We start from the raw sequence: 25459 nt of genomic DNA on the forward strand, positions 1-25459 counted from the left end.
ATCCTCTTTTATTCAAAATCGGTGTATAGCAGATACTGCCTTCTCTTCTCTTTAAAGTCATCAAGTTCCTCCTTCCAGGAAGCCTTGATTTTTTCAGCACTTTTGCCGTCCTCTATCATGAGCCTGACATTATCCGTACCCATAAGATAATCGATCCAGTAATGCCCGTCGTTATATTTGGGGCCCCAAAAGACTGCTTCACAGCTGCTTTCATTTATCGCATTATAAGCATCTATCAGGTAGCTTAAGTTTAATCCGTTATTCCGGATATCCGAAAGAGGTATTGTCCGCAGATCCCTGCCATAGCATGTTTTATCCTGGTACATGGGGCTCACGGCACCTTCCATAGACACAGGTATAAAATTATAATCGTATTCTTTCATATCAGCAAGGTATGGACTTCCATAAGTTTCAAAAGGGTACTCCGTCCCTCTTCCCACAGATACAACAGTATTCTCAAAGAGGCACGTGGAAGGATACAGGTACACCGCTCTCATATCCTTAAGATTTGGAGATGGCGGCTTGATCAGATAATGCATTGTGTTATGATCATAGCCAAGACAGGTGATCACCGTAAGATCACAGGAGTCCTTCCCTGCCTGTAGCCATCCTTCACCATTAATCATAAGTGCCAACTCCCCCAGCGTCATACCATGAGCAACCGGAATCGGAAGTCTTCCCACGTTGGAAATAAGCTCATTCTGAAGGATCGGTCCGTCAACCAAAAAGCCGTTGGGATTGGGCCTGTCAAGAATTATCACCGATTTGCCATGCTCTGAGCAGGCGTCCATAAGATCAAACATTGTGATGTAATATGTATAGAATCTGAGTCCCACATCCTGGATATCAACCACAAGTACATCAAATGTCTCTAACGTATCTTCAGAAACCGCCTTGCTGCGATTATCCTCATACAGAGAAAGAAGCGGAACTCCTGTAGCCGGGTCAATTGAATCATCCACGCCTTCTCCGGCGTCACTGGTACCTCTAAAGCCGTGCTCCGGGGATAAAACGCAGGCCACATCAACATTCTGCCGTATAAGAGCATCGAGGACATGTTCCCCATAGGTCACATCATTCCCCTTATCATCCTTGCCGAAGTGAATGAGATCAGCTCCTTCACCTAATGCATCGTAGTCGAAAGAACACTCATCTCCTACGATTCCTGACTGATTGGAAAAAAGAGCGACTCTCTTTCCCTCAAGCATTGGAATATACTGCTCAAAGCGCTCATCTCCAAGAATCAGCTGCGTTTCTATGTCATCGCTTTCGGTCTCTTCTGTAGTTCCAAGCCTGCTACTGTCAGTCTGAACATCTTCTATCTTTTCAAAAGCAGAACTTGAATACCCTTGCGATGATACAGGAGTTCCCCCGGATTCACCACAGGCTCCCAAGGTGCCTGCTGCAATTACCACCGCTAAGATCAAACTCAGTTTTCCGGAAGTTTTTCTTATCATAGGTTGATCCTTAGTCCCTTGGGATAATGGTTCTTTAACATTCCGCCTGCAGCCTTGGCCCAGCCTATACTATAGCCGTCCACCAGGATAAGACGCCAGCCTTTTTCCTTTTTATCAAGGCCCCTCAGGGTCTGTCCATTCAAATATGCATCTATTTCAGGAGCTTCTGCCTCAAAATCCACATAGGCCTGTACTTCATCTTTCCTAAGAGCAAGTGCCAGCGCATGGGAGGGCTCGAACCTATCTTTTTTCAAGGTTCCCAGGTGAAGTCCCGGGCGCATTACCTTAAGTCCATTTGGTGAAGGCATGTTTTCAGGAGCCAGATACATCTGATCTCCGAACATAAATATTGTTCCCTTAAGATCATCAGGGTTCACCAGAGTCTCTTTTGCGAACTCCTCAAATATTTTTTTCTCGGCCTTTGACGCTTCTTTTACCCTGCCTCCCGGAACGTATCTACTTAAATCTGAAGAAGTAAGCTCTCCGTCCCTCTTTAGAACGCACAGGAAATGCCCCTCGCCTTTTACCTTGTGGGGCCAGAGTCTTACGCTCTTTCCTATCTCATTGGCTTCAATATCGTCAGCATCAGTCCATTCAGGCCTTCCTGCCTCCATTCCGCCCACAAGCGGTACAGTCACCACATGGAAATCAGGGTGCTTTCTGATAAACTGAAGTATAGTGTTCTCATTTTCTTCTACAGAAAAAGTACAGGTGGAATAAACAAGAGTCCCGCCCGGAAGCAGCATTTTTTCGGCACAATCCAGAATTTCTGCCTGTCTCTCGGCACAGAGTTTGACATTTTCGAGACTCCACTCGGAAAAGGCCTCTTCATTTTTCCTGAACATTCCTTCTCCTGAACAGGGAGCATCCACAAGGATTTTTTCAAAGTATCCTTCAAAAACTTCTGACAGATGCTTTGGCGTCTCGTTGGTTACAAGCGCATTATTTATACCAAGACGCTCTATGTTAAGAGATAATATCTTAGCTCTATCTCTGTTGATCTCATTAGTTACAAGTATCCCCTCTCCCTTCATGGCAACGGCTATCTGAGTGGATTTGCCGCCGGGGGCAGCGCACAGGTCAAGAATCTTCTCTCCGGGCCTTGGAGCAAGGAAATGAACCGGTGCCATAGCGCTGGGTTCCTGAATGTAATATAGTCCCGCTTCATGATAAGGGTGCTTGCCCGGAGTATCACTGGTCTCATAATAATATCCATTCTCTTCCCAGGGCACCTCTTCTTTGGCAGTAGGAAATTTGTTGAGAACAGACTTATCAGCCTTAAATGTATTGATCCTTAAGGCATGATGCCTTGCGTCATCATCAAAACTGTCCAAAAACTGCTGGTATTCTTCCTGTGACAAAGAACTTTTCATTCTCTCTTTAAATATTTCCGGTAACATAAAACCTCACTAATAAACACGCCACCGCAAGAGCAGTGGCGCAGCATTTACTTGTATTTACTTCTCTTCGTGTTCCTTGATATACTTCTTGATTCCCTTGAAGGTCTCAGGGCTTATGATATGCTCAATCCTGCAGGCATCAGCCTCAGCTATTGTCTCATTGACCCCTGCTGTCATCATAAGGAACTTGGTCAGATTGGTGTGCTTGGCGTAAACAGCCTTGGCAACCTTAAGTCCCTCAGCTGTAAGATTGAGCTCACCGTCTGCTTCCATGGTAATAAGGCCATTCTCCTTGAGAATGCCCACAGCTCTTGATACACTGGGCCTTGAAAACTCAAGTTCATTGGCCACATCAATTGATCGTACCACACCCTTTTTCTTCTTCAAAAGGTATATAGTCTCGATATAATCTTCACCAGATTCGTGCATAGTACACCCCCGTGCATTAGTCTTAATATGTTAATTGTATTGTACGCAACCAAAATATGCAAGAGTTTAATCAGATAAAATATATCACTCTTCATATAAGTCATGATCACTTATAACTCAGATCATGGTTCATACCAGACGCATCTTACAGAATAAATTCTGTTGCTATAGTCTTTTAATGTAGTATACGTATCTTTAAGCGGATCCATACAGATATATTCCCCGTTTTCTGCGCCTATGATCAACACAAAATGATGATAACTAAAAAGGGATTTCCTATGGATCTTCACTATAGGATACCTCCCCTGGGAAAGGCATTCGTCTATATATCCTGAATCCAGGTCACTGTAAACTTCCGCATTAAAGCCGGGAAGCTTATCAAGAGCTCCCCACTGCATATTTCCGGCAGCATCAAACACTCCGTTTTCAGATAAAAGAGTAGCCACTCCTCCGGGAGATAATGCCCCACTGCTCTCGGAAATTGCGGAAGCTATACAGGTAGTTATACAGCCTGATGACTCCATTGTGTATTTGGATTCTCCCAGATGTATTGTCTTCCACCTGTCATCATCCTGGCGATAATGAACCATGTTTTCAGACACGGGATAATCCACTTCACATTTCACATTGAGACCGCCGCGATTCTTCACGATCTGTGACAAAAATACTAATGCCAGAATTGCTATAGTAATACCGCATGCGATGATTATTTTTTTATTGCTACGCATATCCCCTCTGACTCCACTCCTCTTTTATAATCCCCGTAATTTTAAAAGAGGCCATCCTTACGGATAGCCTCTCCACTACATTTTCAATTTAATACGATGCAGCCTGATTACTTAGCATAATCTGTTGCTCTGCTCTCTCTGATGATATTAACCTTGATCTGTCCGGGATATTCCATCTCGTCCTCAATCTTCTTGGCAATATCACGAGCCATGAGCACCATGTCTTCATCAGATACCTGCTCAGGAACAACCATTACTCTGACTTCTCTGCCGGCCTGAATAGCAAATGAGTGATCAACACCCTTAAAGCTATTAGTGATATCCTCGAGTTCTTTAAGTCTGGATGTGTAGGTTTCAAGTGTTTCTCTTCTTGCGCCGGGTCTTGCTGAAGAAATTGTATCAGCAGCCTGTACCAGTACAGCAATAAGAGACTGGGGTTCAACATCACCGTGGTGAGCTTCTACCGCATTGATAACTGTCTGTGATTCCTTGTACTTCTTACATATCTCAACACCAAGCTGAATATGTGAGCCTTCAAGTTCATGATCTACAGCCTTACCAATATCATGTAAGAGACCTGCTCTCTTAGCAACTCTAACATCGAGTCCAAGCTCTGATGCCAGAAGTCCGCACAGCTGAGCAACCTCAACAGAATGCTTAAGGCAGTTCTGTCCATAACTGGTTCTGAATTTCATTCTACCGAGAATCTTAACTACTTCAGGATGGAGTCCGTGAACACCTGCCTCGATAGCAGCGTTCTCACCTTCCTCTTTGATCTTGGCAGCTACTTCTTTCTGTGCCTTCTCCACCATCTCTTCAATTCTTGCGGGATGGATACGTCCGTCCACGATAAGCTTCTCAAGAGCTATACGTGCTACTTCACGTCGGATAGGATCAAATCCGGATATAACCACAGCTTCCGGTGTGTCATCGATAATAAGATCAACACCGGTCATTGTCTCAAGGGTTCTGATGTTTCTTCCCTCTCTGCCAATGATTCGACCTTTCATCTCATCATTAGGCAGCTGAACTACAGATATTGTTGTCTCGGAAACGTGATCCGCTGCACAACGCTGAATTGCGTTAACAACGATTTCCTTGGCTCTCTTATCTGCTTCTTCCTTAGCCTCAGCTTCCATGTTCTTGATCATGACAGCTGATTCATGCTTCACATCATCTTCTACGATCTTTAAAAGATACTCTTTTGCCTGCTCGGAGGTTAAGCCAGAGATTTTCTCCAGTTCCTGTACTCTCTGTTCGTTAAGCTTCGCAACCTCTTCACTCTTCTTGTTGATTGCCTCTTCACGGGCATTCAAGCTCTGCTCTTTCCTCTCGATCGCTTCCGATCTCTTCTCGACGTTCTCCTCTTTCTGCTGAACTCTACGTTCGGAACGCTGAACCTCGTTACGACGATCCTTGACTTCTTTCTCAAGGTCGTTACGTGTTTTCATGGCTTCTTCTTTAGCTTCAAGAAGTTTCTCACGCTTCGTATCTTCCGCAGTTTTGAGGGCCTCGTCAATAATCTTTCTTGCCCTTTCCTCAGCACTTCCGATTTTGCCCTCTGTTACCTTTTTGTGGTAATTGGTGGCTAAAACCCAAGTTGCAAGAGCAGAAATGACAAGAGTTACTACTACTGCAATAACATAACCGATCATTACAGGAGCACCTCCTTATTCAATTTTCATTGTACAATATTTTGTATATCAAGCCTCAAAATGGCCTACCCATATACAATTTTACAACATATTAATATTACCTTTTCTATGTTGCAGTGTCAAGAAAGATATTGTTCCCTGACGTAGCGATATTCAATATCTGAAAAAATGTATCTCAGCGGTTGCACCGCATATTTCCGGCCTGTTTTGGGATTTGTCCCTCATAACGAGGAAATCCGTGAAGTCATTTCTGCGAAGCCACTCCTCAAACACTTCCCGATACTCATCCTCCAGGCAGTACATAACCTTTAACAGAATATCATCTCCGTATTGACTATCCTCCCAGTCATAAAGAGCTCTTGCTACCTCGGTCATCTTTTGCAGAAGCCCTGAAGCGATTCCTTCCCTTCTGTGTTCCTCATCGGTCCAAACGCTGAGCAGGCTGATGTCTCCGTTATCCTCGAGTTCAGCCACCAATGCTCCCACAGCCCCATCTTTGTCATCGGCTGCCAAAGCCAGATAGTTTTCCTCAAAATTTCCTTGCTGTTTAAGTTCTTCCACTACCATAGGAAGAATAAGAGGTTCATATTCTTCAAGATTTTTTTCGGTGATCTGACTGTAAATCACAGTATTCATCAACTATTCCTCTCTGAACTGACTGCACTTTCAATCCATTGCATTGTTTGAGTCATCCTGGTAATAAAAAGGCATATTCCATCGATATCCCTTTTCCGATACCCTGCTTCCTTCAATGCAGACTTTATATACACTATCAGGCTATCCTGCACAAATGAATCTGCGATAATATGAGGTGATTTTTCTTCATTTCCTTTGGCATAAGCAGCCAGGATTTTCTTCATTAATTCACTCTTTTCACTCATTTTTGAAGAAATGAAAGCATCGATCTGCGATATTTTCTGTTCATCGCTGCTTTCTTTGGGATAATTCAAGCTGCTAAGCCCCGAGATGACCTTCTCAAGAATCACTGCCTGATATGCATAAGAGGGACGCTTCTCTAAGAAAAATGTTCCCATAAGCCTTTCTCCCTCTTCTTTCTTTTCTTCCAGCTTGCAAAGTTCTGAAAATGCGAAGTCCAGGTCCTTGTCTGTAAATTCTTCTTTATACAGGTTAAACAGGCTGGCTTTTCCAAAGGCTGTGGCAGTAGTAAGCTCCCTTTCAAGCTTACTGAACATTTTGTTATCCTCGGAAGTCCTCTCATCTTCAGGTATATTATTTATCCTTACATATTCAGCACCCTCTGTAACAATCTGCGTCGGTGTCTTGCCCATCTTAATATAGCCCATAAATATCTGCGGACTGATACTTACTGTATACTCGGTATTCTCTTTGGATATATAAACAATTTCATGATCCGCCTCATAATCTGCTAAAACTGTCCCTACTTCACCTTTATAATCATTAGCGATGTTATTGGCATAAGCATTATCCAGAAAACTCAGCGCCACCTCGCATAGACTTAAGTATTTCATAAATGATTCATTGAGGAGGTGATCCTGCTTAAGCCTTTTGGCGTAATAATCATTAAGCATCTTCATATTGGAACTGATTTCTTTATGTTTTGCTCTGGCCTCATCGGCAACGCCTTTGCCGCTTTTCATTATTATATCTGCAATTCTGCTTCCGCTTGCAAGCATCTCACATATTGACTGATCGTAACTCTTTAAGCTGCCCTCCTGCTCTGTTATTCTGTTTCTTATCTCTTCAGCAAGTAAAACACCTGTATCCTTGTAAACATTTTGGAATTCCTGAACATCCTCCATTTCGATATGCTCTGAGTAATTAGCCGTCAGTTCACCCTTATCCGCTTCTCGAAGGTCCTCTCCTATAGCTCCCGGCGAGTAACCCTTACGTACCAGATCCGCGCCATCAACAGTATCATAATAACGGTCGAGATCTTCCTTGGTAGTCATCTTCTGACCGAAATTCTCATAGGAAGTATCAGTCTTTTGGAATTTATCAGCTATATCATTTGCTGCAATATTTTTTCCAAAGCCGTTAGCTCCCACAGCTATATTGAGCCCATTGGAGATAACACCTGTAAAGTCAATTATCTCTTTTTCTATATCGCCGGCAATAGGAAGGTTTGCAAGCTTTGCCATATCCGTCACATAAGTGGCGCAGTTTCTCTTATAATAACCGTAGCCTCCGTCTGCATAGGTCTCCGTTGCCTTAAGAATCCTGTTTATATCGCCGGTCTTTACCTTATACTTTCTGGCAATATCAAAATCATGATTGTAATCATTCCGAATCTGCCCCTGCATAAGAGCACCGGATGCCATCATCAGATGGTTAACTTTCGAAAGTCCTCCGCCCGGGTAAAAGCCCATTTTGAGGCAATATCTCTCCTTCCGCTTTGTAGCTTTGTTATACCGGCTATAGGACAGACCTATCATGGCATGGCCCATGCCTGCCCAGATATCAGCACCTCTTTTGCCTCTCATAGACTGCGCTGTCATTATGGTCACCTCCGGTGGGCTCTCCGGATTTCCCGCAGTCATTTTTTCCCAGATAAGAGGGAATCTTCTAAAATCAAAAAGAAGATTTTCTTCATCGTCACTGTCTGTAATGTGCTCATCCGCAAACCTCTCATCTTTGGTTCCGGGAACAAAACCATGTATCCGCTTCTTCTGGGCGCCGGCTGCTCTCTCCTTTTCCTTGAGCTGTTTGGGTGCCGCAATTGCCTTGCCGACAATAGACCCGACAAGGCCGACAGTTGCACCGATCATCCATCTTGCGCCGGCCATACCATAGTTCTTGAGTTTCCCCCAAAGGCCTATTCTGCTGTTTGGTCTTTCTACAGGAACAAAAGAACGTCCCTGAACTGCGCGCATGGAATTATCGATATTCTGTCTTTCAACCGGAGGCTTTATATTTTCAGCCTTATTCTTTTGAACAGCCTCTCCGCCTTCTTTATACTGCTTTAACTCTAAGACATCCTGAGCGAGAGCTTTTCGTACTTCATTACCTTCCCGGGTAAGTCTGCTCTTTCTCTCCTTTGTATATATATCCTTCTTTTTGAGATGATATTCGATAGCACCCTCAAGATCTGAATGTCTCGTGAAATAGTCACTGATCTTTGTTTCATCCATACGCTCCTTCTTAAGAAAAAGTGTATCGATGTATTTAGAGAATTCAGCAGGGACTTTTCGTTTAACATGGGAGAGCGGAATTTCCTTTTCCTCTTTCAGCGCAAGGAGTTTGTTATTACTTATTTCGGTCATGGCCCCATCTATATCTTCTTTTTCCAAAAGAGCATAATAAGGAGAGGACATGATTGCCAGTCGCTCGGAATAGTCCTTTTCTATTTCCTTATAGATTTTTATTCTGACCTTCATCTCCTCCAAAGTCTTCTTTGAAAAATCCAGGGGTGTATCGAATCGTTTTTCCAGACGAAGCACTTCTCCCAGAAGAAGATCTGCGTGTTTAGCCACCTGTAATTTGCTGTATAGCTTTAGAAAATGTTCTTTCTCGGTCTCTCCTTTTTCCTTTCTGTGGAGAAAATCATCTGTCCTTGCAAAGGTAAAATCCGACATATCCCAGGACATGATGTCAAAAAGGATGGTCTCTATCTGTCTTACCTTTAGCTGCAACCCGGTTTGACCCTCAGCGTCATTGTTGTCATCGGCCTTCATTCGGCAGAGCATCGTAGCCATAGCCTCATCCTTGAGGTTATTAGCTCTTGCATACCAAAGGATCGCATCCGTCAGGCAGTTATCGTAGCGTTCGTTCACTCCGTCGGCGAGGCCTTCTGCTTCACTCTTTTGTTTAAGGAACTCTTTCTTTTTGTTCTTATATTTCTCTATGTCCTTAAGATATCCCCGGGTAAGCTTAACATCAGCAAGTTTCTGCTTAAAGCGTTCTCTGCGCTCTTTCGTTATTTCTCCCAGAGGTTTATCGCTAACAAGGTCGTGAGCCAGAGAGAGCTCATTATTGATCTCATCAGTGGTCAGATGTCGATTTCCTGTCATATAAGATAAATCGCGGGATACTGAAATATTGATCTGACTTGCATACTCATCGATATAGCTGATAAGTCTCTCACACAGAGCCTTTCTTTCAGGGCTGGAAGATGTTTTTCTCCGAAGCAGATAATCTGCGGCGCTCTGACGGATAGCAAGCAGGCTTTCTGTTCTTTCTTCCTCGCTTGTTGCCTGCTGATAAAGCAAAGCGCAGGCAATCACCTTCTGAAAGTTTGCCATTCGCTTATGGTCAGACACGACCTTTTTTATCTCAGTTTCAATCTTATTCAGATCGACCTGATCATTGTGCACCGCCTGCTCCTTGCGCTCAGGCACCGGATTGTGTTCTGAAATATTCTGCTGACGGCTGATTGCTGATGCATTTAAACTCCTATGAAGATTGTCTAATTGGCTATGTTCCAGCATTAATTATCTCCTGCACTTTTTCCTTTATATTCAATAACCAGCATAGTAAGATCATCAAATTGAGGAGCATCTTTTACAAAAGCATCTACGTCACTGCGTATATTCTGCAGTAACATTCTGTTATCGTCAGCACTGTGTTTTTGGATGATCTCAAACATTACGGGCTCTGTCAGCCTTTCATCCTGACTGTTTGTGGCTTCGGGAAGTCCGTCTGTATATACAAAAAATCTGTCTCCTTCGCTCAGATTACAATACTCATTCTCATACTTTAAACCGGGCACAGCGCCAAGAACCATACCGTGCACCGTTTTTATCAGTTCGCATTCGCCGTTTTTTCGCATCAGAACAGGGTTCTCATGCCCTGCGTTAACCGATATCATTTCTCCGGTAGTAATATCAAGAATAGCCAGCCAGACCGTAACAAACATCATCTCGCTGTTACCCTCGCACAGTGTTTTATTAACATCTTCAATTATTTCCGAAGGGCTACCGCCCATACGGGCTCTATGCTTTATAACGGTTTTGGATATCACCATGAAAAGTGCTGCAGGAACACCCTTTCCGGACACATCTGCTATAACAAGGCAAAGATGCGTCGGATCAATAAGAAATGCATCATAGAAATCTCCGCCAACTTCCTTGGCAGGGTCCATAGACGCATAGATATCAAATTCGCTATGGTCAGGAAACAGCGGAAAGTTGCCGGGAAGCATGCTGACCTGAATCCTGGCTGCCAGATCCATCTCAGCTGCGGCTTTCTCTTTCTCCGCAGTCATCATTCTTATGCGCCCCATAGTTTCTTTTATGTCCAGCTCCATATCAGCAAGTGAATGATATAGCGTTTCTATCTCATCATTTGTATGGATGTTAAGCCCTTCAAAAAACAGCTTGTCCTCATCCTCGACAGCTTTATCTCTTTTTGTATATTCCTCAGCTGTCATGGCAAGAGTATTAATGGGGATGATCATTTTTTTCCTCATGATACAGCTTACCCTATATGCCACTATGGCGATCAGTATCATGCAGATAAGAATGTAGACAATAGCTTCCACAATCAGGTCCTTGATGAAGTCTGTGACATTAATATCGCAGGTACAGTAACCAAGAAATTCTCCATTGGCATCGTATACTTTTAGATAATTAGTGGCTATCCATCCACTTACATCTCCGTATCCCACATAAATCTTATACTTTGATGATGCCACTTTATCCATCTGCTCCGGTGTGTCTATGCCATTGTCTTCTTCAGAAAGCCACTGCCCCGGTATATACGCCTCTTCAATATCGGAGCCATCAATTACATAAACAGCCCGTTTCCTTTCCTGATCAAGGAAAATAAAGTCCAGGCTTGCAAGCTTATTCTTTTCCCTTATAAGCGCCAGACTGTCATAGGCATTCCAGAAATCCTCATCTATCAGTTCCAAAAAATAGTCAATATACTCTTCTGAAAACTGATCCTTTGCGATTTCTTCCGGAAGATCATTGTAGAGCTTTTTTGTTGAATTATAGGCTTTTTCAAGGTAAGACGCGCCAAGAAGAGAGACCGCATATTCCATAATGTTTGCTGTCTCTCTCTTGTACTCCTTCATCTTGACAATATAATTGTTTAAAAGTGTTACCGCCCCAATCAGCAGTATTAGTGCCGTTGAAATTAAAAGTATAGTATTGAAGGCGACAACCTGAAGTGAGCGCCTGTCTTTTTGCAATACTTCAGCTCTCCTTTTAGTTTACCTTCCTATTCCGTTAAGACTCCCCGGAACATCTTTCGGCTTTGCAGGATTTTCCCACCCCGGAATAACAGAAGGCATCTCCGGAAACTGAGGAAGATCAGTTCCATCCCCGCCTTCGATATTTATGTTCCCAACTCCTCCAGTAATCTTTTCAAGGGCATTATCATCCATTTGTTTATTTTTTCCGTCCATAATATGTACCTCCTTCTGACTATTTATACGAATCAGATAAAAAAATGGCAAAAAATATTTTTATATGAGTCCTACCACTTTTGCTGCCCACAGTGCGTTTCCAAGGCCAACTTTCTTTCTAAGCGCATTCTGATTATTGGAAACTACATCCGTCATGACAGTATCATAATTAACGAATTTGAAATTAGGCTTCCTGTTATGCATTTCATTCTTGAAGTTCTTAAGTCTGATGGCCACACCCTCCATGACAACATCAAGAAGTTCTTTTTTAGCGCGTATGAATTCTTCTGTATTCTCAGGAGAAAGATCAAAGGATTTGGGCTTACCCCCTTCATCTATCGTTATATCCTTTTTCTTTATGGCAAAGAAAGTATCCAGTTTTTCACGAACTCTCTGACCTACGTTCTTTTCTGTAATAGCCATAATTTCCTTTAGATTATCCTCTGTAAGAGTATTCGAAGGGTGATTTAGATCAAATTCTATGGCTGCTCGAATCTTGTTTCGTTTTACGCCGAAATCCCAAATTTGGGCAAAATCTTTGTAGAGATCCTTTGCCATGCTTGTAAGTGTTTCCTTGGAGGCTTTCCTGCCTCCTATTCCATCCTGTGCATTTCTGATGGCATTTAGCTTATCCTGCAGGGTTAGTGCAAGCGGGAACAGCTTATCTACAGCATTGAGGAAATCATTTAAATAATCTTCATCCATCGTTCTCATGGCGGTCTGAAGACCATTTATCATGAATGAAATACCTCCAAATGCATCAAATAGACCCACCCCTGCCAAATTGATAAGCAGGTCGCTTGACAGCTTATTTGCAGCGTCAAGCTGCTCCTTGGTTCCTATCTTTGTTCGGTATTTGTCAAGATAATTCTTTACAAGGTTTCTGGCATTATCTCTTATATTTTCATATTGGTCTCGTTCGTCTTTATCCTGATCCTCATAATTCTCCTTGAGGTTCAATACGCCTTTAAAGTAGAACTGGTCGAATTCATTTCTCTTGTCAATTGTACGAATGCCAAGTTCCTGATCACCCTGCTTATATTGATCATCAAGAACTGCCTTAACAAATTCGTCCTCATCCAGGGGTTGGATTTCTTTCAGCGCATGTTCGAACGCGGCATCTGCCTCATTATCGTCTCCTTTTCTGTGCTCTTCAGAAATCTTACTCTGAACAACATAAACAGGATCCTTAACGGTGTTATTTGCAAAAGCATTATCGAGCTTAGTAGCCAATTCGTGCATGTCATCAATTGCTTCATTAAGCTCGTTAATAGAGTTCTGGAGACGTATCTGTCCCTGAGAGAAATTCTGCATTGCCGGCGGAACCTTCACTCCGATTTCCTGAACCTTCAGGATTGCTGCAGCAATACGCGCTCCTGTGTCATTCTCATTACCCTTTTGCAGTACAGTCTTAAAGATAGCCCGAACCTGAGCCTTCTTTTCATTGGTATAAGCAGCATTTTCTGCTTCATCATTGCTCTCTGCCAGCATGTCATTGAAGGATTCAAAGAACAGATCAACAGATTCATCATTAATCTTGTTCATCTTCTCGGTGTCATATACAGTTCTTGTGACTGTCTTCGTTTTACCGTTCTTGGTTATTTCTTCTGTTACTTCCTTATATTTCTTGACAACAGACAATGAAGCCGCAAGAGTCATCTTGGCAATGTTGGCCTGCTGTCTCTCGGATAGTTGAACTGCATTGCCGTAGTCAATAAAGGTTGCATCTTCATCGTTTATCATTACATTTCCTGCATGAAGATCTCCATGATAAAAGCCGGTCTTGCACACAGCCTGAGTTATCCAGACATTTACAAGGCCAAGAAGATGGTCACGTCTTTTAACTGCGTTGTCAATCTTATCAAGAAGTTCCTTTTTGATAGAAACGACTGTCTTCTCTGTTTCACTATTAAGACGGATTGGCAAATCAGGCCTTCCTACATGTGCTTTTTCTCCGGCATCTTCCGAGAACTTTTTAAGGTCATTGATATAGGAATCAAGAGTATCACCTTCCACCTTTTTGATAACAAGAGCATTACTGGTGGCCGGGATTTCTTCAAAGACTGACATGGTCTTAACGTCTTTGAGTCTTTGTTCTTCAGGAAGCTTTTCCATTTCTTCCTTATAGGCCTTCTGACCTTTTCGGCAGTTTTCCGCCTCCACAGAAAGATCCAGCTCCTTGCGGTAGTTATTAAGCTGTCCTTCATAGGTAGCTTTCATGGCTTCATCCGTCATTGCTGCGCACTCCAGCATTATGGCTTCTTCACGTTTCATGCGGTTGGATGCTTCCGGACGAAGGAGCTTGATTACTACTTCTTCTCCTTCGGGCTTCATTCCGGGACCATATACTTTACACAGGAATGCCTGTCCCACAGAAGCTGCTCCAAGAGATTTTATCTTTTCTATCTTGGTAACGGTGCCGCCGCTACTTTCAACCATAGCAGCAAACCTTGTGCGGACAATTTCGTCCGGTATAGGCGGAAGATTTGTTTTCATATCCTTTAATGCTTCTGCAATTTCCGGTGGCAGTGACTGTGCCGGAATTCCCTGCATCAGCTTATGCATAAGAGGTCCGGCTCCGCGAAGAAGACCTGCAAGGAAGTTGGACTGCATGCGCAGTTCTTTCTTTGCATTTCTGTATTCTTCGATAGCTTCACGCTCTTTTGCATTGAGTTTATCCGGATTCCCGAACATCCCGGCATACTCTGCCGGTTTCTCTGCCTTTAGCTTTGCGATTATAACTGTATCGGTCAGATCATCGACACTTACTTTTTTAGCGTTTCGAATAACAGATGCCAGCATTGCACGCTTATCCAGATTGGACACTTTGCCAAAATAATTCTTCAAAACATTACGGATAAGCTTACCCTGCCCTTTTTCTGACTTTGTGGCACCTGAAAGAATTTCCTTAAGGCTTTGCTGCGAAAGATCCTTTTCCTGTCCTTCCTGCTGCTCCGGGAAGATGACATTAGTCATCTTATTTACATTTTGCTGAAGTATAGCACCTGCCTTATCAGCTACTGCATCCATGGATTCCTTGAGACCTGCCAATTGCTGCCTCATATCAGCATTCATATTGTCGAAGATGTATGAAAGCCTTGCTTCATCAGTGGTTAAATTAGCTTCTCCAGCAAGGTCTCCGCCCTCATTAAAGCGCGAAAGCTGTGCTTCCACAAGATCTGTCAGGGAATTAATGGCATCCTTAACTACAGCTGCAAGTTTTACCCTTTCGCCGTTTAGTTCGCCATCCAGTTCTGATAAAGACATCTTCTCCATAATGCCTTCCACCAGACCTACTGTATTCTGACCCTGTTTTTTGGCATTGACAAGAGCCAGCACTGCAGGTGTATGCTTGCGGATCATATCTGCCACAAAGCCCTCAGGTCTTGAGATACTGGCATCCATTTCCCAGGTCTCCTGAGAGAAAATAAAGTCTGCCACGAAGTCCTTTACCTTCTTCTCCTCAGCGGTCCATCCCTCTTCCATAGGTCTTTCAACCTGATCCTGTTCAGATTGCAAAACAACCATCTGATCAAGCTGATCTTTACTTCTGTTACGGGTAAGTTCCACCATTTCAGCAAGCTCAACGCCGTTGACGAACTCTCCCTTGTTTATTTCGTCTCGAACGCGCCGCGTAACTTCTTCCGGAGTTATCTCACCCTTAATAAGATGCAAGGTAAAATCTGCCAGTGCACTTTTCACAACATTGGAGAATTCATTCGGAACCATTCCGGTCTTGCCGCAGATGAACTCTATCATGGCCTGACGGACCCTTAAATGCTCACCACTGGTCATATCATTTGAGCGGTAATGAGCTATAAGATCTGATACAGCCTTATCTCCATATATCTCCGGATTATTAAATATTTCCTGCTCAATCTGGTTGTTGATTGAGTCAAAGGTCTTGTTTCCTACAGGAATTTCCTTGTGATTGTCAATTACATAAAGTGTGTTGTCGCTCTTTTGCAGAACGCGGACCTTTGTACCAAGGATATCCAAATCTGCAGAGCATACCTGTCCCTTGGGGAATTCTTTGATATGTGTTCTAAACTCAAGAATCTTTTGTGCCCGGGCCTTTTTGGCCTTATCACTTAATCCGGAATTCTTTACATCATCTATAAAAATATGTCCGGGGCCAAGAATCTTTTTGCCATACTCGGCTTCTTTGGAAAGCTTGCCTGGATCGGGCGCATTCTTTTGCTTGCCAAAGTTAAAGAGTTTTTCAAATACATCCTCAGTCTGAACCTCATCACTCTTTTCGGGGCTCATGGCCTTCTTTTTGCGGTTTGTCTCAGTCATGCCAAAGAGCTGGCCAAGAGTAACGGGATTCCCCGCCAGTTTACTCTCTGTAGCAGAATTGTACGCGTACATTATAAGTCTCTGCTCACATATCAGAGAGCTCCAGATTTCATAGACAATCTGATATCTCTTCTGTCCTATTTCCGTATGAGGATTTTTACTGTTCAGGTAATGCTTACAGGATGTGATCGCAAGATGAATGGCAACATCAAATTCTTCTATGACTTTGCTTTCAGCCTCAAGGTTCTTATTTTTTTCCATAACATCTGCAATGGCGGTGAGATCCTGCTTTACGCTGTCCATCTCTGCTGAATCTTCTTTTTCATTGCTGTTAAGGAGCACGTGCGCCATATCCAGTATCTGCTTATGTTTTAATCCTGTTACCGTCTTAACGCCAAGCTTATTTATAGCTTCCTTTGTCTCATCCAGATACTGTTCAACTGTAGCTCCGTTTTCGTCATAGAGTCTGTTTTTTGCCTCGGATTCTGTATTTTCTCCTCGTAATATCTTGTCAATGAGATCCGCTTCTTTCTTTGCATCCTCCACACTGTGTTCCCGGAGGAATTCCTTGTTATCAGCAGACTTCCTGATCTTTGAAAGATCCGTGGGAACGCGGTCGCTCTTTTTGAAAAGATTTCGAATCTGCTCTTTTGTCAGCTTTTCATTTGCCTCGCGCTTTTTTAAACCATTATAAGACTCTTCAAAAAAACTGAAGCAGCTAGCGCGTACTTGTTTTTCTACAGCCTTTTTTCCTGGACTATTTTTTTCGTCAACCTTTTCCTTCGAGTAAAAATCGTAGTTATTATCCTTATTCAATAGATAAAACTGTGTGACATACTCCAGAACATAAACGGAAAAATTGGTGAGGACGTTCCATCTCTCATCAATAAGGGATCCTGTCGGTACAACCTCTTTGAATAAATCAGGTTCTACGCCCTTTAAATTGGAGAGTCCGGTTACGCGATTTGCAAGTTCTATGAATTTAACAGGATCTTTTTCAAAATAGTAGCCAAGGCCATGGGCTTTTATCTGCTCAGGTGAAGGTATCTCAGTGTTAAGGATTCTTGGAATAGCTTCCTTCATCAGTTCAACCTTATCCTGCCTCTTGTTTTCGTCCGCATAGCATTCAAGCCACTTTTTATTCCACTCCTGTTTCTTCTTTTCTTCCTCATTCAGAGGCTCATCATTATCCTTTTTCAGGACAAGATATAACAAGGAACCAACCTCACGTGACATGGCTCCATTATTATTCTGTTTATGAAACTTTTCCTTAAGTGCATTGTATTCAGGAAGATGTTCGGTCTTTAGCGCATTTTTAATAAGGAGATGCACCTTTGCAGCCTGAAGGGATATATTTTTTCCTTCTGCCTGCTGTTCCTCTATGATTTGCTCAGGTGTCTTGGTGCCTTTAATCTCGTCAAAGAAGATGTACGCTTTCTTTTCTTCCCATGATAAGTCTTTAATAGCTTCATATTGCTTAAGCTTTATGTAATTTTCCTCATACTGTTCAATAAGCTCGTCAACATCTTCCTGTAATTGCCTCATACTGTCATCATAATCCAACTGTGCACTATTCTTTTCATCTTGCGTGGCATTTGGATTATTCATGACATTCATGTATTTCGTATAATCATCCTTTGTATTAAGCTCCATGGAAGCGTTCATATGATGCTTCGGTCTTATTACACTGGTCTCGATCATTTTAAGATTCGTCAGCATATCCGTAAAAATATGAAATTCAGGATGTTCCTTTATATATGCGTTTTGGTAATCTTCCATGCCTTCATTGCCAAGTTCCGACCACCATCCGGCCAGTGCGTGAATCGCATAATAGAGATCGAAATCCTTGCGGCGAATGTCATCGATAAAATTAGGATTTTTCTTAAGCTCTTGTGGTGTGGGCATATTCACTCTTGCTAATGTATATTCAATTCGCTTTATGCAGCAATCCCATAGTTTTTTCTTTTTAGTTTCGAAAGAAGTAAGTACATCCTCTGAAGGCTCATTTCCGGCCTGCTTCTTAACGGCTTTTGCATCATAATAATCCTTGAAAAGCGCAAGATACTCCTTGTTCTGCTCATCTCTTATCCGGTCTTCTTCTGTTCTGGGTTTTCCTGTTTTATCGCGTCTTACTACACGGAGACCGTTAGTCACCTTTCTACTAACGTCACCATCACTCGCAACACCTTTTTCTTCCGCTTCTTTAACGATTTCATTTGCCTCTCCCAGTCCGTCAAGCATAGGAGGAAGCTTTTCTTTATGTTTTTCCTTATCATAGGACTGGTGCTTTTTTAATACATCCAGCATAAGATGATACTCGGCATCTTCTTCTGTAATATACGGATTTTGACTCTTAAGATTCTCGAAAAATGCATTGAAATTCCGCTGCTCCTTAAGGTCTTCTAGCCATTCCTTATCTACTTCGCTTATCCCTTTATCTTCTTTTTCAACCGGTTTACTCTTTTTAGCTTCTTTAAAACTATTGGCAAGATGAGCCTCCATCATCTTTCTTACATTGGTATACTTTGCTGCTCCCAAAGGATTATTTTTGTAAGCATCTCTTGCTGCCAGGAAAACTGACTTTTCCTCCTGCATACGCATAAGAGTCTCCTGAACCCTTTGTTTTCTCTCGATACCGGCTCTAAACCAGGGATTCTTATTGTTCACATAATAGGTACAAACCTTTATGACATTATCGTACTGATGCTCAATAGCATGAAAAGACTGTTCATTAAAAGCTATCCTGGTCTGAAGATAATCCTCCAAAATACCAAGATGTTTCTTGACCGCCTGCATCTCCTTGGAGTCTCCGGAAAACTTGCCGTCATTTAGCTGCATAAATGATTTATAGCGGCTTCTTTGCATGATTATAAGAGCCCTTTGTTCAGGACTCATTTCAATTATTCCATTCTGCTCATTAGTGAGCATCTCATCTATAAAGCGAACACTTTCGGAGGTCTGTTCTACGTTATAGCCGCTTTTTTGTTTATAGTCTGCGTTCTGCTTGAGATCTAAATTTACGGCCCTGAAGGACTCGCTTTCCTGAGTGATAACATCTATCTTAAACTGTTCTTTTTGAGAAAGTTCCCGCCTAACCTGTAATTCATCGTTTGGCATAGTCATCCTCCTTTTAGATGTTCTTGTAGCTATCCTGCATATATTCTAAATATTCATCCATGTGTGCGCTCAGTATATATCCGCCTTTAGCTGCTTCCGGCAAGAGTTTGGCAGCATATTCCATGGTGTTTTCCCATGCTTCATTTTTCTTTTTGCTTGTATTAAAACTTGTAACTCCACTCGGGAAGCGCCCTGTCAGGATAATATCTGTCTGAATACTCTTTCCATATATTGCCTCAGCTTTTTTTACAGAGCTTAAAGCCAGGGAACGGGCTTCCGGTAAAGAGTCGGCGTAAAAATATATCGGCATGACACGATCGGAAAGGCTGCGTACAATAAGTCCGCCCCAGACTTCATCTCCATCCATGATCACAAAACTAAGCTCAGGATCATACCCATCCGGTTCACCGGTCAGCTCAAAAAAGCTTATATGCCCTTCGATATCAGAAAGCTGTCGGATGACCTCAGCTCTTGCATCAGCAGGAAATTCCGAAAGCGCCTTGGTTTCAGGTAATTTCCCCACATCAGTCTTAAAGCATTTATTCTGCATAAGTACGAATAGCGGCCCCTGCCAAATTCCGGTCAGATCTCTTTTGTGTGTAAAAAACCGCTCGGCAAAAAAGCTTTCTGCACCGCCTGAGAATACTTCTTTGTCATATTCGGGCGATATCAGCGCTGAAAGCTGTGGTATTTCCATTATCTCTGCCACCTCAAACATTTTTCTGAGCAGAGCACTTCCAATTCCGATACCCTGTCCGGAACCTTCAACAGCCAGCCAGTGAATTGTAATTTCCTTTTCAACGGCTGATGCGACTATAAGGCCCGCCTTCAGGGCAATCGAATCCTCCTCTTCTTCAATGCACCCACATGCAAACCCATTGGGGCAGTCCAAAATAGATAGCCACCCATAGGGATCCAGCTTGTCGAAAAGTTTCACATCATCTTTCGTTAATCTGAAAATATTCATACTCCATCCTTATTCAATGTTGAGAAGTGCGGCAAAACCGGTAGCATTAAATACATCCATAACATCTTTAGGTACATTTTTGATGACCATCCGGCCCTGTGCTTTTTCCATAGCCTGCTGAACTTTCAGAATAACCCTGAGTCCTGCACTTGTCAGGTACTCAAGTGAAGAAAAATCAAAGATCACTTCCCCCGCTGCGGCCAGATCGTTCATAAGCGCAGCATCAAGATCCGGAGAAGTCTGGGAGTCCAAAATTCCCTCCAATGCCACAGTTATTGTATTCCCTACTATGTCTTTTTTGATATTAAGCATCCTTTTCTCCTATTCTCTTTATAATTGTCAGTATATTTTTGCCTTCTTTGCTTTCGTAGCTGATGTCGTCCATCGCATTCTTTACCATGAATAGCCCAAGACCGCCTATACTTCGCTCGCTTGCAGGAAGGGTAATGTCCGGGTCATCTAAAAGCAGTGGATTAAAGGGTGTTCCCTCATCAGAAAATACAAGCTTAACCATCTCTGCGGATGAATCTGTATCCACCCAAACTGTGATCTCTCCGGGGGCGTCTGTGTATGCGTAATCACAGATGTTACCAAAGATCTCATCTACCACCATGTGTATTTTCAGATTATCGCTTCGGGTGCAATCCGGATTTTTTTCAAGCTCTTCTTTCACAAAATCCTGTACCGTCTGCATATATTTGCGACTTGCTTCAATTCGCATTTCTCTCATATTTTCATTCCACGTAGATCATTTCTCTTTTCGGCTACCGCTATACACAGGACGGCCGAATCCACGAGGAAAGATTTTCTCGGCCAGCAGGAAAGCTGCGTCATTATGTCTGTCAACCACAACCTGAGTTTGTTCGCTGTAGTAGGCACCGGCGTGCTGAATGGAATAAATCAGCATTCTCATAAGTATTTTCGGAGCTTCCTTCTGAGGCACGCTTATTGCTCGCATAACCTTTAGCGCAATGCTTCCTGACGGCATCGCATGGAACAATACTATGCCTTTTATGTCATCATCCTCCTCATAGTAACAGGATATAGATTTATCAAAATAGTTCATGGGCAGGAAACCAAGATCATCACATGCTCCCCGTTGTCCAAGAAGCTCCAGTTTAGCGATTATACTTCTGTAATTGCGAAGAGTCATATCCTCAAGCAGATGCAACCCGGCGGGAGCCTCAAACTTTTTTTGAAATATCGGCATAGCCAAAAGTTCTGACAAGGCAACAGAAACGTCATCCCCCTCAGTCAGCATCATGTCAAAGCCGCACTCTGTCAGGATATCCTTCAAAAGACCACTCTCTTTAGTTGCAGGAATTATGGCAATTGACTTCTCAACTCCATCCGCTGCTACCATATCACCATATCGCTTAAGCAAAACACTGGCTTCATCGCTGCTTCCTACGTTAAACCAACGAATATAACTCTCCACATGTTCTTTTGCTTCTAAATTCTTAAGTTCCCAGATAATCCACCCAACAGGGTCATCCCGGTCTTCCTCAAGGAGTACCAACCCCCGGAAATAATTGCGCTCCAGGTTTTCTGCAGCATCTTCTCCAAGATAAGCTGCATAATCTTCGATATTACTCTCATCCAATATGGTAGTGTACATAGTCGTCTCCATTATTTTTATCGACAATTAGCGCATAATATTACTTAATATCATTCCATCAAAAGCACTTGGGGTATATTCATTAATTTTTTATAAAACACGGGAATATCCAATCAGAAGACAATTAACTGTGACTGAAGATCAATTTGTGTTATGATAAACGGAGTTTGTTTTATGAGGAAAAATATTATGAAAAAAACAATAATTACAACATTACTGACCGCCGTATTTATCATGAGTGGTTGCCAGAATCAGTCAGGTAATACCGACGCAAACAGTAGCTTTTTCGAGAAGACAGGTGTAGACGAGACTTCAGATTCCACCACTGCTACGGATGCACAAAATGCAGAAACAACTGATACTACAGAAACACAGACTGCAGATTCATCAGACACAGGATCCGATGACTATACAGAGCAGATACGCGGAGAGGTAAATGAGATCGTAGCTTCTTCTGCCGATCTTTCAGATGAGCTTGTGAAGATAAATGAACTTTATAACAAATATGACCTCATGAGAATGTCTGCTGAAACTCAGACTGCTATGAATGAATTAAGCCAGTGGCCTATTCTGGTATGGAAGTTTGAGGATGCAAGCCTTGCAGACAGAATTATCGAAAAAGATCCCGCAAACTCAGGCGAATATAAATCTGAATATGACAGATGGGAAAGCTACGTCACCACTATTGCCGAACAAATGAGCTATGTATATGAAGGCGGTTCAATACAGTCCATGATAATAAATGAAAACATCGCCATGCGTTACAAGCAGGACGCCTATAGCAACGCCAGTGCTCTTGCAGATCTTAACGGCGAAGTCACCTTCTCCTTCCCGGATTCAACTCCCTGCGGTTTCTACGGTGCTTATGACGGCGACTGCTATCTTATCATCACAGAGGGCATGGAGAGCGATTCCTACAATGTTCGTGTTCACATCGATGATGACCACTCCTTCGATGGCACAGGCTATATCCAGGAATATCCAGGCGAAGAAGAAGTCATTCACTTCACCAGCGATGATGATACCATAAAGGGAACCATCAGCTACTTTGCCCTTGGTGCCACCTTCTATGTATCTGAGACCGACGGCGCTATCGTTGGTCCTGAGGAAGCCTACTACTTTACTTTCAAATATTGATAAAAAGACTTCAATGAACCGAACATATCCGCCACCTCGCTTGCATCTAAAGCATCATAAAGATCCGGAACTCCTACAAGAATGTTTGGCATTCTTTTTGCTATCTGATAAACTGATTTTCTTGTATCGAACTAAGGATTGATTCCATAAATGCTGCCGGATCTTATGATGCAGTAGTTGGCCATATTCCTTATGACTGCCTCAGACTTAATCTTACCGTTAAAGTAATGATGATTATAACTGTCCGCCGTTCTAAGAAATGGCTTAACCTCTTCCGTCATATTCTTTTCATATGTAACTGAAGTAGACATGAAAACAAATTTCTTACATTTGTAATAAACCGTGCCGCCAAGAAATCCGCTGGCTCCTATGATAAGTATTTTCATGCTTTACTCTCAACATATTCCTTTAATCTTGGAAGCTTCAGGCTTATCATTCCTCTGATCGAACCGTCAATGATGCCCTTATCCATCAGATGTTTTCTTGGTTCGCTCCATTCATTGTGATTTTTCTTTGTAAGTTCCAGAAGCTCTGTAGCTGACATCGAATCCTTTGTAACAATAAACCGAAGGAACCACTTATCTCTTTGAGTTAGTTCGCTCCATATTTTGTCATATACCTTCACTGCCAAAGCTTCATCCACCTGGGCTACAACAACCCCTGTTATTTTCTTTGCTTTCGCTTCCCACATAAACTTTCCAAAGGCCTGATATGCAAAAGCATATCCCTTGGTCATAACCGCCAGGTCATAGGCTACTTCATCTGAAAGTCCCAAGGTCTCCTTATAGTCTTCCTTGATTATCCCAATATTAAGAGGCGTCATCTCATATCTAGTGGCACGAAGGAAAAAGGTAAGGCCGTCAGTATTTTCAATACTCTCAATATCCTCATAGAGACCGGCAACAACAAGATAGATTGGATACTCTTTTCTTATCAGAATCTGGAATTCCTGAATAAACTCCACAAGATGCGGTGTTTTCCTGACTTCATCAATTACAATAAGAACTTTCTTTTTCCTGCGAGCCACCTCTTCCATAAGTTTATCCAAAGCCACATCGAGGCTGGCTGCAGGACTGATCTTAGAGGCACTTATGCCTATGCCGAAGGCAGAAAGATTAAGATGTGTATCCACAAAACTGGTCACAAAAGGAACATTGGTATAAAGATTCGCAACAAGATCATTGGTAATGTCTCCGCCGGGTTTTATATCAACAACAATCCAGTCCTTGTCATCCCGTAGTTCCTTCTCGATTGTAGTAAGAGTAACAGTCTTGCCGGTTCCTCTGATTCCGGTTATCTTAAATGCCTGTTCCTCAACAATATCACTGTTAAGCGTATCAACAATCTCATCAATAAGCATGCTTCGACGTATATACTGAGTTGGAATTCGTCCAAAACTTATAGCATAAGGATTTCGTTCAGGCATAATATCCCTCCTGTAAAAATATAATTTACACCATGCCAATATAATATCATATAATTCTCTATAAAATAATATAATTCAATATAATTTAATATAAAACACTATAATTTAATATAATTAAAAAAGTGGACTATAAAACACTATAATCCACTATAATCCGCTATATTTTCCTATAATTTCATATAATTCATTCATCCAGGGCTCTTCTTACAGAGTCCATTGAATATCCGCGTCTTAGCAAAAATGCTATGATTTTCTGCTTGTCCTTGAATTCCATATCCTTGTCATAGTGTTTCTTAACAAGGAGCTTCTTAATCTGCTCCTGTTCCACATCTACATCGGCTTCATCTTCATATATCTCCAGCATAAGCCTCTCAGTAAGTTCCTTGCTGATACCCTTGCCCATGAGATCCTGCACTATCCTATTCTTGCTTCTCATCTCCATATGATAAACAATATAATCCCTGGCGAAACGCTCGTCATCCAGATACCTGTAGGACTTAACATACTCTATTGCTGCATCGATACACTCATCCGAATACATACCTTCAGCCAGCTTATCTCTCAGCTTCTTCTCGGTATAATCCTTCTTCTGCAAAAGATTCATAGCTCTCTTGGTTGCTCTCTTCGGAAGAAGCTCCTCTGTGATTGCCCGATAGGATTCATCATCCACCTCAGCATTCTGCTTGATTCCGTAATCTCTAAGCTCACCCTTATAGAGCACAAACGCAAACTCCCCATCAAGGTAGACTTTGCATCTCTTTTTATCAAGTTCAACTAAATCTGTGACTGTCATGTTTGTTCTTCTCCATAATGAAGTTTCGATAAAGTGTCTGTTCACTTTCAACTATTCTCGCCCTTTTCTCTGATTGCCTCTACTCGGTTACCATATGCCCTCGAT

The 25459-nt window shown here is 42.4% G+C and carries 18 protein-coding genes; 1 reads left to right on the forward strand and 17 read right to left on the reverse strand.

Going from position 1 to position 25459, the window contains the following annotated elements; all coding sequences use genetic code 11:
- Nucleotides 1-8: 8 nt before the first annotated feature.
- The 14 genes from G588_RS0100070 to G588_RS0100135 all read right to left on the reverse strand — a co-directional run bounded on the left by G588_RS0100070 (nt 9) and on the right by G588_RS0100135 (nt 21998).
- Nucleotides 9-1457 (reverse strand): exo-beta-N-acetylmuramidase NamZ family protein, encoded by a 1449-nt coding sequence (locus tag G588_RS0100070; RefSeq protein WP_022776712.1) that lies wholly within the window; start codon nt 1455-1457, stop codon nt 9-11.
- Nucleotides 1454-2857 carry an RsmF rRNA methyltransferase first C-terminal domain-containing protein gene (locus tag G588_RS0100075; protein WP_022776713.1) on the reverse strand — a complete coding sequence of 468 codons (1404 nt, stop codon included), beginning with the start codon at nt 2855-2857 and terminating at the stop codon, nt 1454-1456. Before G588_RS0100075 ends, G588_RS0100070 begins: the two co-directional genes overlap by 4 nt.
- Before the next feature lie 57 nt (nt 2858-2914).
- Nucleotides 2915-3286 carry a metal-dependent transcriptional regulator gene (locus tag G588_RS0100080; protein ID WP_022776714.1) on the reverse strand — a complete coding sequence of 124 codons (372 nt, stop codon included), beginning with the start codon at nt 3284-3286 and terminating at the stop codon, nt 2915-2917.
- A 122-nt stretch (nt 3287-3408) separates the two neighbouring features.
- Nucleotides 3409-4014: a hypothetical protein gene (locus G588_RS0100085; protein ID WP_022776715.1), complete on the reverse strand. Its 606-nt coding sequence runs from the start codon at nt 4012-4014 to the stop codon at nt 3409-3411.
- A gap of 107 nt (nt 4015-4121) precedes the next feature.
- Nucleotides 4122-5669, reverse strand: coding sequence for a ribonuclease Y (gene rny, locus G588_RS0100090; protein WP_022776716.1), 1548 nt, complete (start codon nt 5667-5669; stop codon nt 4122-4124).
- A gap of 153 nt (nt 5670-5822) precedes the next feature.
- Nucleotides 5823-6305: a GNAT family N-acetyltransferase gene (locus G588_RS0100095; protein WP_022776717.1), complete on the reverse strand. Its 483-nt coding sequence runs from the start codon at nt 6303-6305 to the stop codon at nt 5823-5825.
- Nucleotides 6305-10075 carry a hypothetical protein gene (locus tag G588_RS0100100; protein ID WP_022776718.1) on the reverse strand — a complete coding sequence of 1257 codons (3771 nt, stop codon included), beginning with the start codon at nt 10073-10075 and terminating at the stop codon, nt 6305-6307. Before G588_RS0100100 ends, G588_RS0100095 begins: the two co-directional genes overlap by 1 nt.
- A complete protein-coding gene (locus G588_RS18515; RefSeq protein WP_196804913.1) occupies nt 10075-11664 on the reverse strand; it encodes a PP2C family protein-serine/threonine phosphatase in 1590 nt (529 codons plus the stop codon). The genes G588_RS0100100 and G588_RS18515 overlap by 1 nt, the downstream gene beginning before the upstream one ends.
- A 138-nt stretch (nt 11665-11802) precedes the next feature.
- On the reverse strand, nt 11803-11997 hold the full coding sequence (locus G588_RS0100110) for a hypothetical protein (RefSeq protein WP_022776720.1): 195 nt from the start codon (nt 11995-11997) through the stop codon (nt 11803-11805).
- 60 nt (nt 11998-12057) lie between these two features.
- A complete protein-coding gene (locus G588_RS0100115) occupies nt 12058-19413 on the reverse strand; it encodes an AarF/UbiB family protein (protein ID WP_022776721.1) in 7356 nt (2451 codons plus the stop codon).
- A 13-nt stretch (nt 19414-19426) separates the two neighbouring features.
- Nucleotides 19427-20380, reverse strand: a complete 954-nt coding sequence (locus tag G588_RS0100120) for a hypothetical protein (RefSeq protein ID WP_022776722.1) — start codon at nt 20378-20380, stop codon at nt 19427-19429.
- Between the two features lie 9 nt (nt 20381-20389).
- Nucleotides 20390-20692 (reverse strand): STAS domain-containing protein, encoded by a 303-nt coding sequence (locus tag G588_RS0100125; RefSeq protein WP_022776723.1) that lies wholly within the window; start codon nt 20690-20692, stop codon nt 20390-20392.
- Nucleotides 20685-21110, reverse strand: a complete 426-nt coding sequence (locus G588_RS0100130; RefSeq protein WP_026668477.1) for an ATP-binding protein — start codon at nt 21108-21110, stop codon at nt 20685-20687. The genes G588_RS0100125 and G588_RS0100130 overlap by 8 nt, the downstream gene beginning before the upstream one ends.
- 18 nt (nt 21111-21128) lie before the next feature.
- On the reverse strand, nt 21129-21998 hold the full coding sequence (locus tag G588_RS0100135; protein WP_022776725.1) for a hypothetical protein: 870 nt from the start codon (nt 21996-21998) through the stop codon (nt 21129-21131).
- 189 nt (nt 21999-22187) lie between these two features.
- Here G588_RS0100135 and G588_RS0100140 point away from each other — a divergent pair, with 189 nt between their 5' ends.
- Nucleotides 22188-23135, forward strand: coding sequence for a hypothetical protein (locus G588_RS0100140; RefSeq protein WP_022776726.1), 948 nt, complete (start codon nt 22188-22190; stop codon nt 23133-23135).
- A 131-nt stretch (nt 23136-23266) separates the two neighbouring features.
- Here the strand turns inward: G588_RS0100140 and G588_RS0100145 are convergent, their stop codons facing one another.
- The 3 genes from G588_RS0100145 to G588_RS0100155 all read right to left on the reverse strand — a co-directional run bounded on the left by G588_RS0100145 (nt 23267) and on the right by G588_RS0100155 (nt 25354).
- Nucleotides 23267-23521, reverse strand: a complete 255-nt coding sequence (locus G588_RS0100145; RefSeq protein WP_022776727.1) for a hypothetical protein — start codon at nt 23519-23521, stop codon at nt 23267-23269.
- On the reverse strand, nt 23518-24561 hold the full coding sequence (locus G588_RS0100150; RefSeq protein WP_022776728.1) for an AAA family ATPase: 1044 nt from the start codon (nt 24559-24561) through the stop codon (nt 23518-23520). The genes G588_RS0100145 and G588_RS0100150 overlap by 4 nt, the downstream gene beginning before the upstream one ends.
- 184 nt (nt 24562-24745) lie before the next feature.
- Entirely contained in the window at nt 24746-25354 is a 609-nt protein-coding gene (locus G588_RS0100155; protein ID WP_022776729.1) for a regulatory protein RecX, read from the reverse strand.
- Between the last annotated feature and the right edge of the window lie 105 nt (nt 25355-25459).

Source organism: Butyrivibrio sp. AE3009 (assembly GCF_000420845.1).
Taxonomy (GTDB): domain Bacteria; phylum Bacillota; class Clostridia; order Lachnospirales; family Lachnospiraceae; genus Butyrivibrio.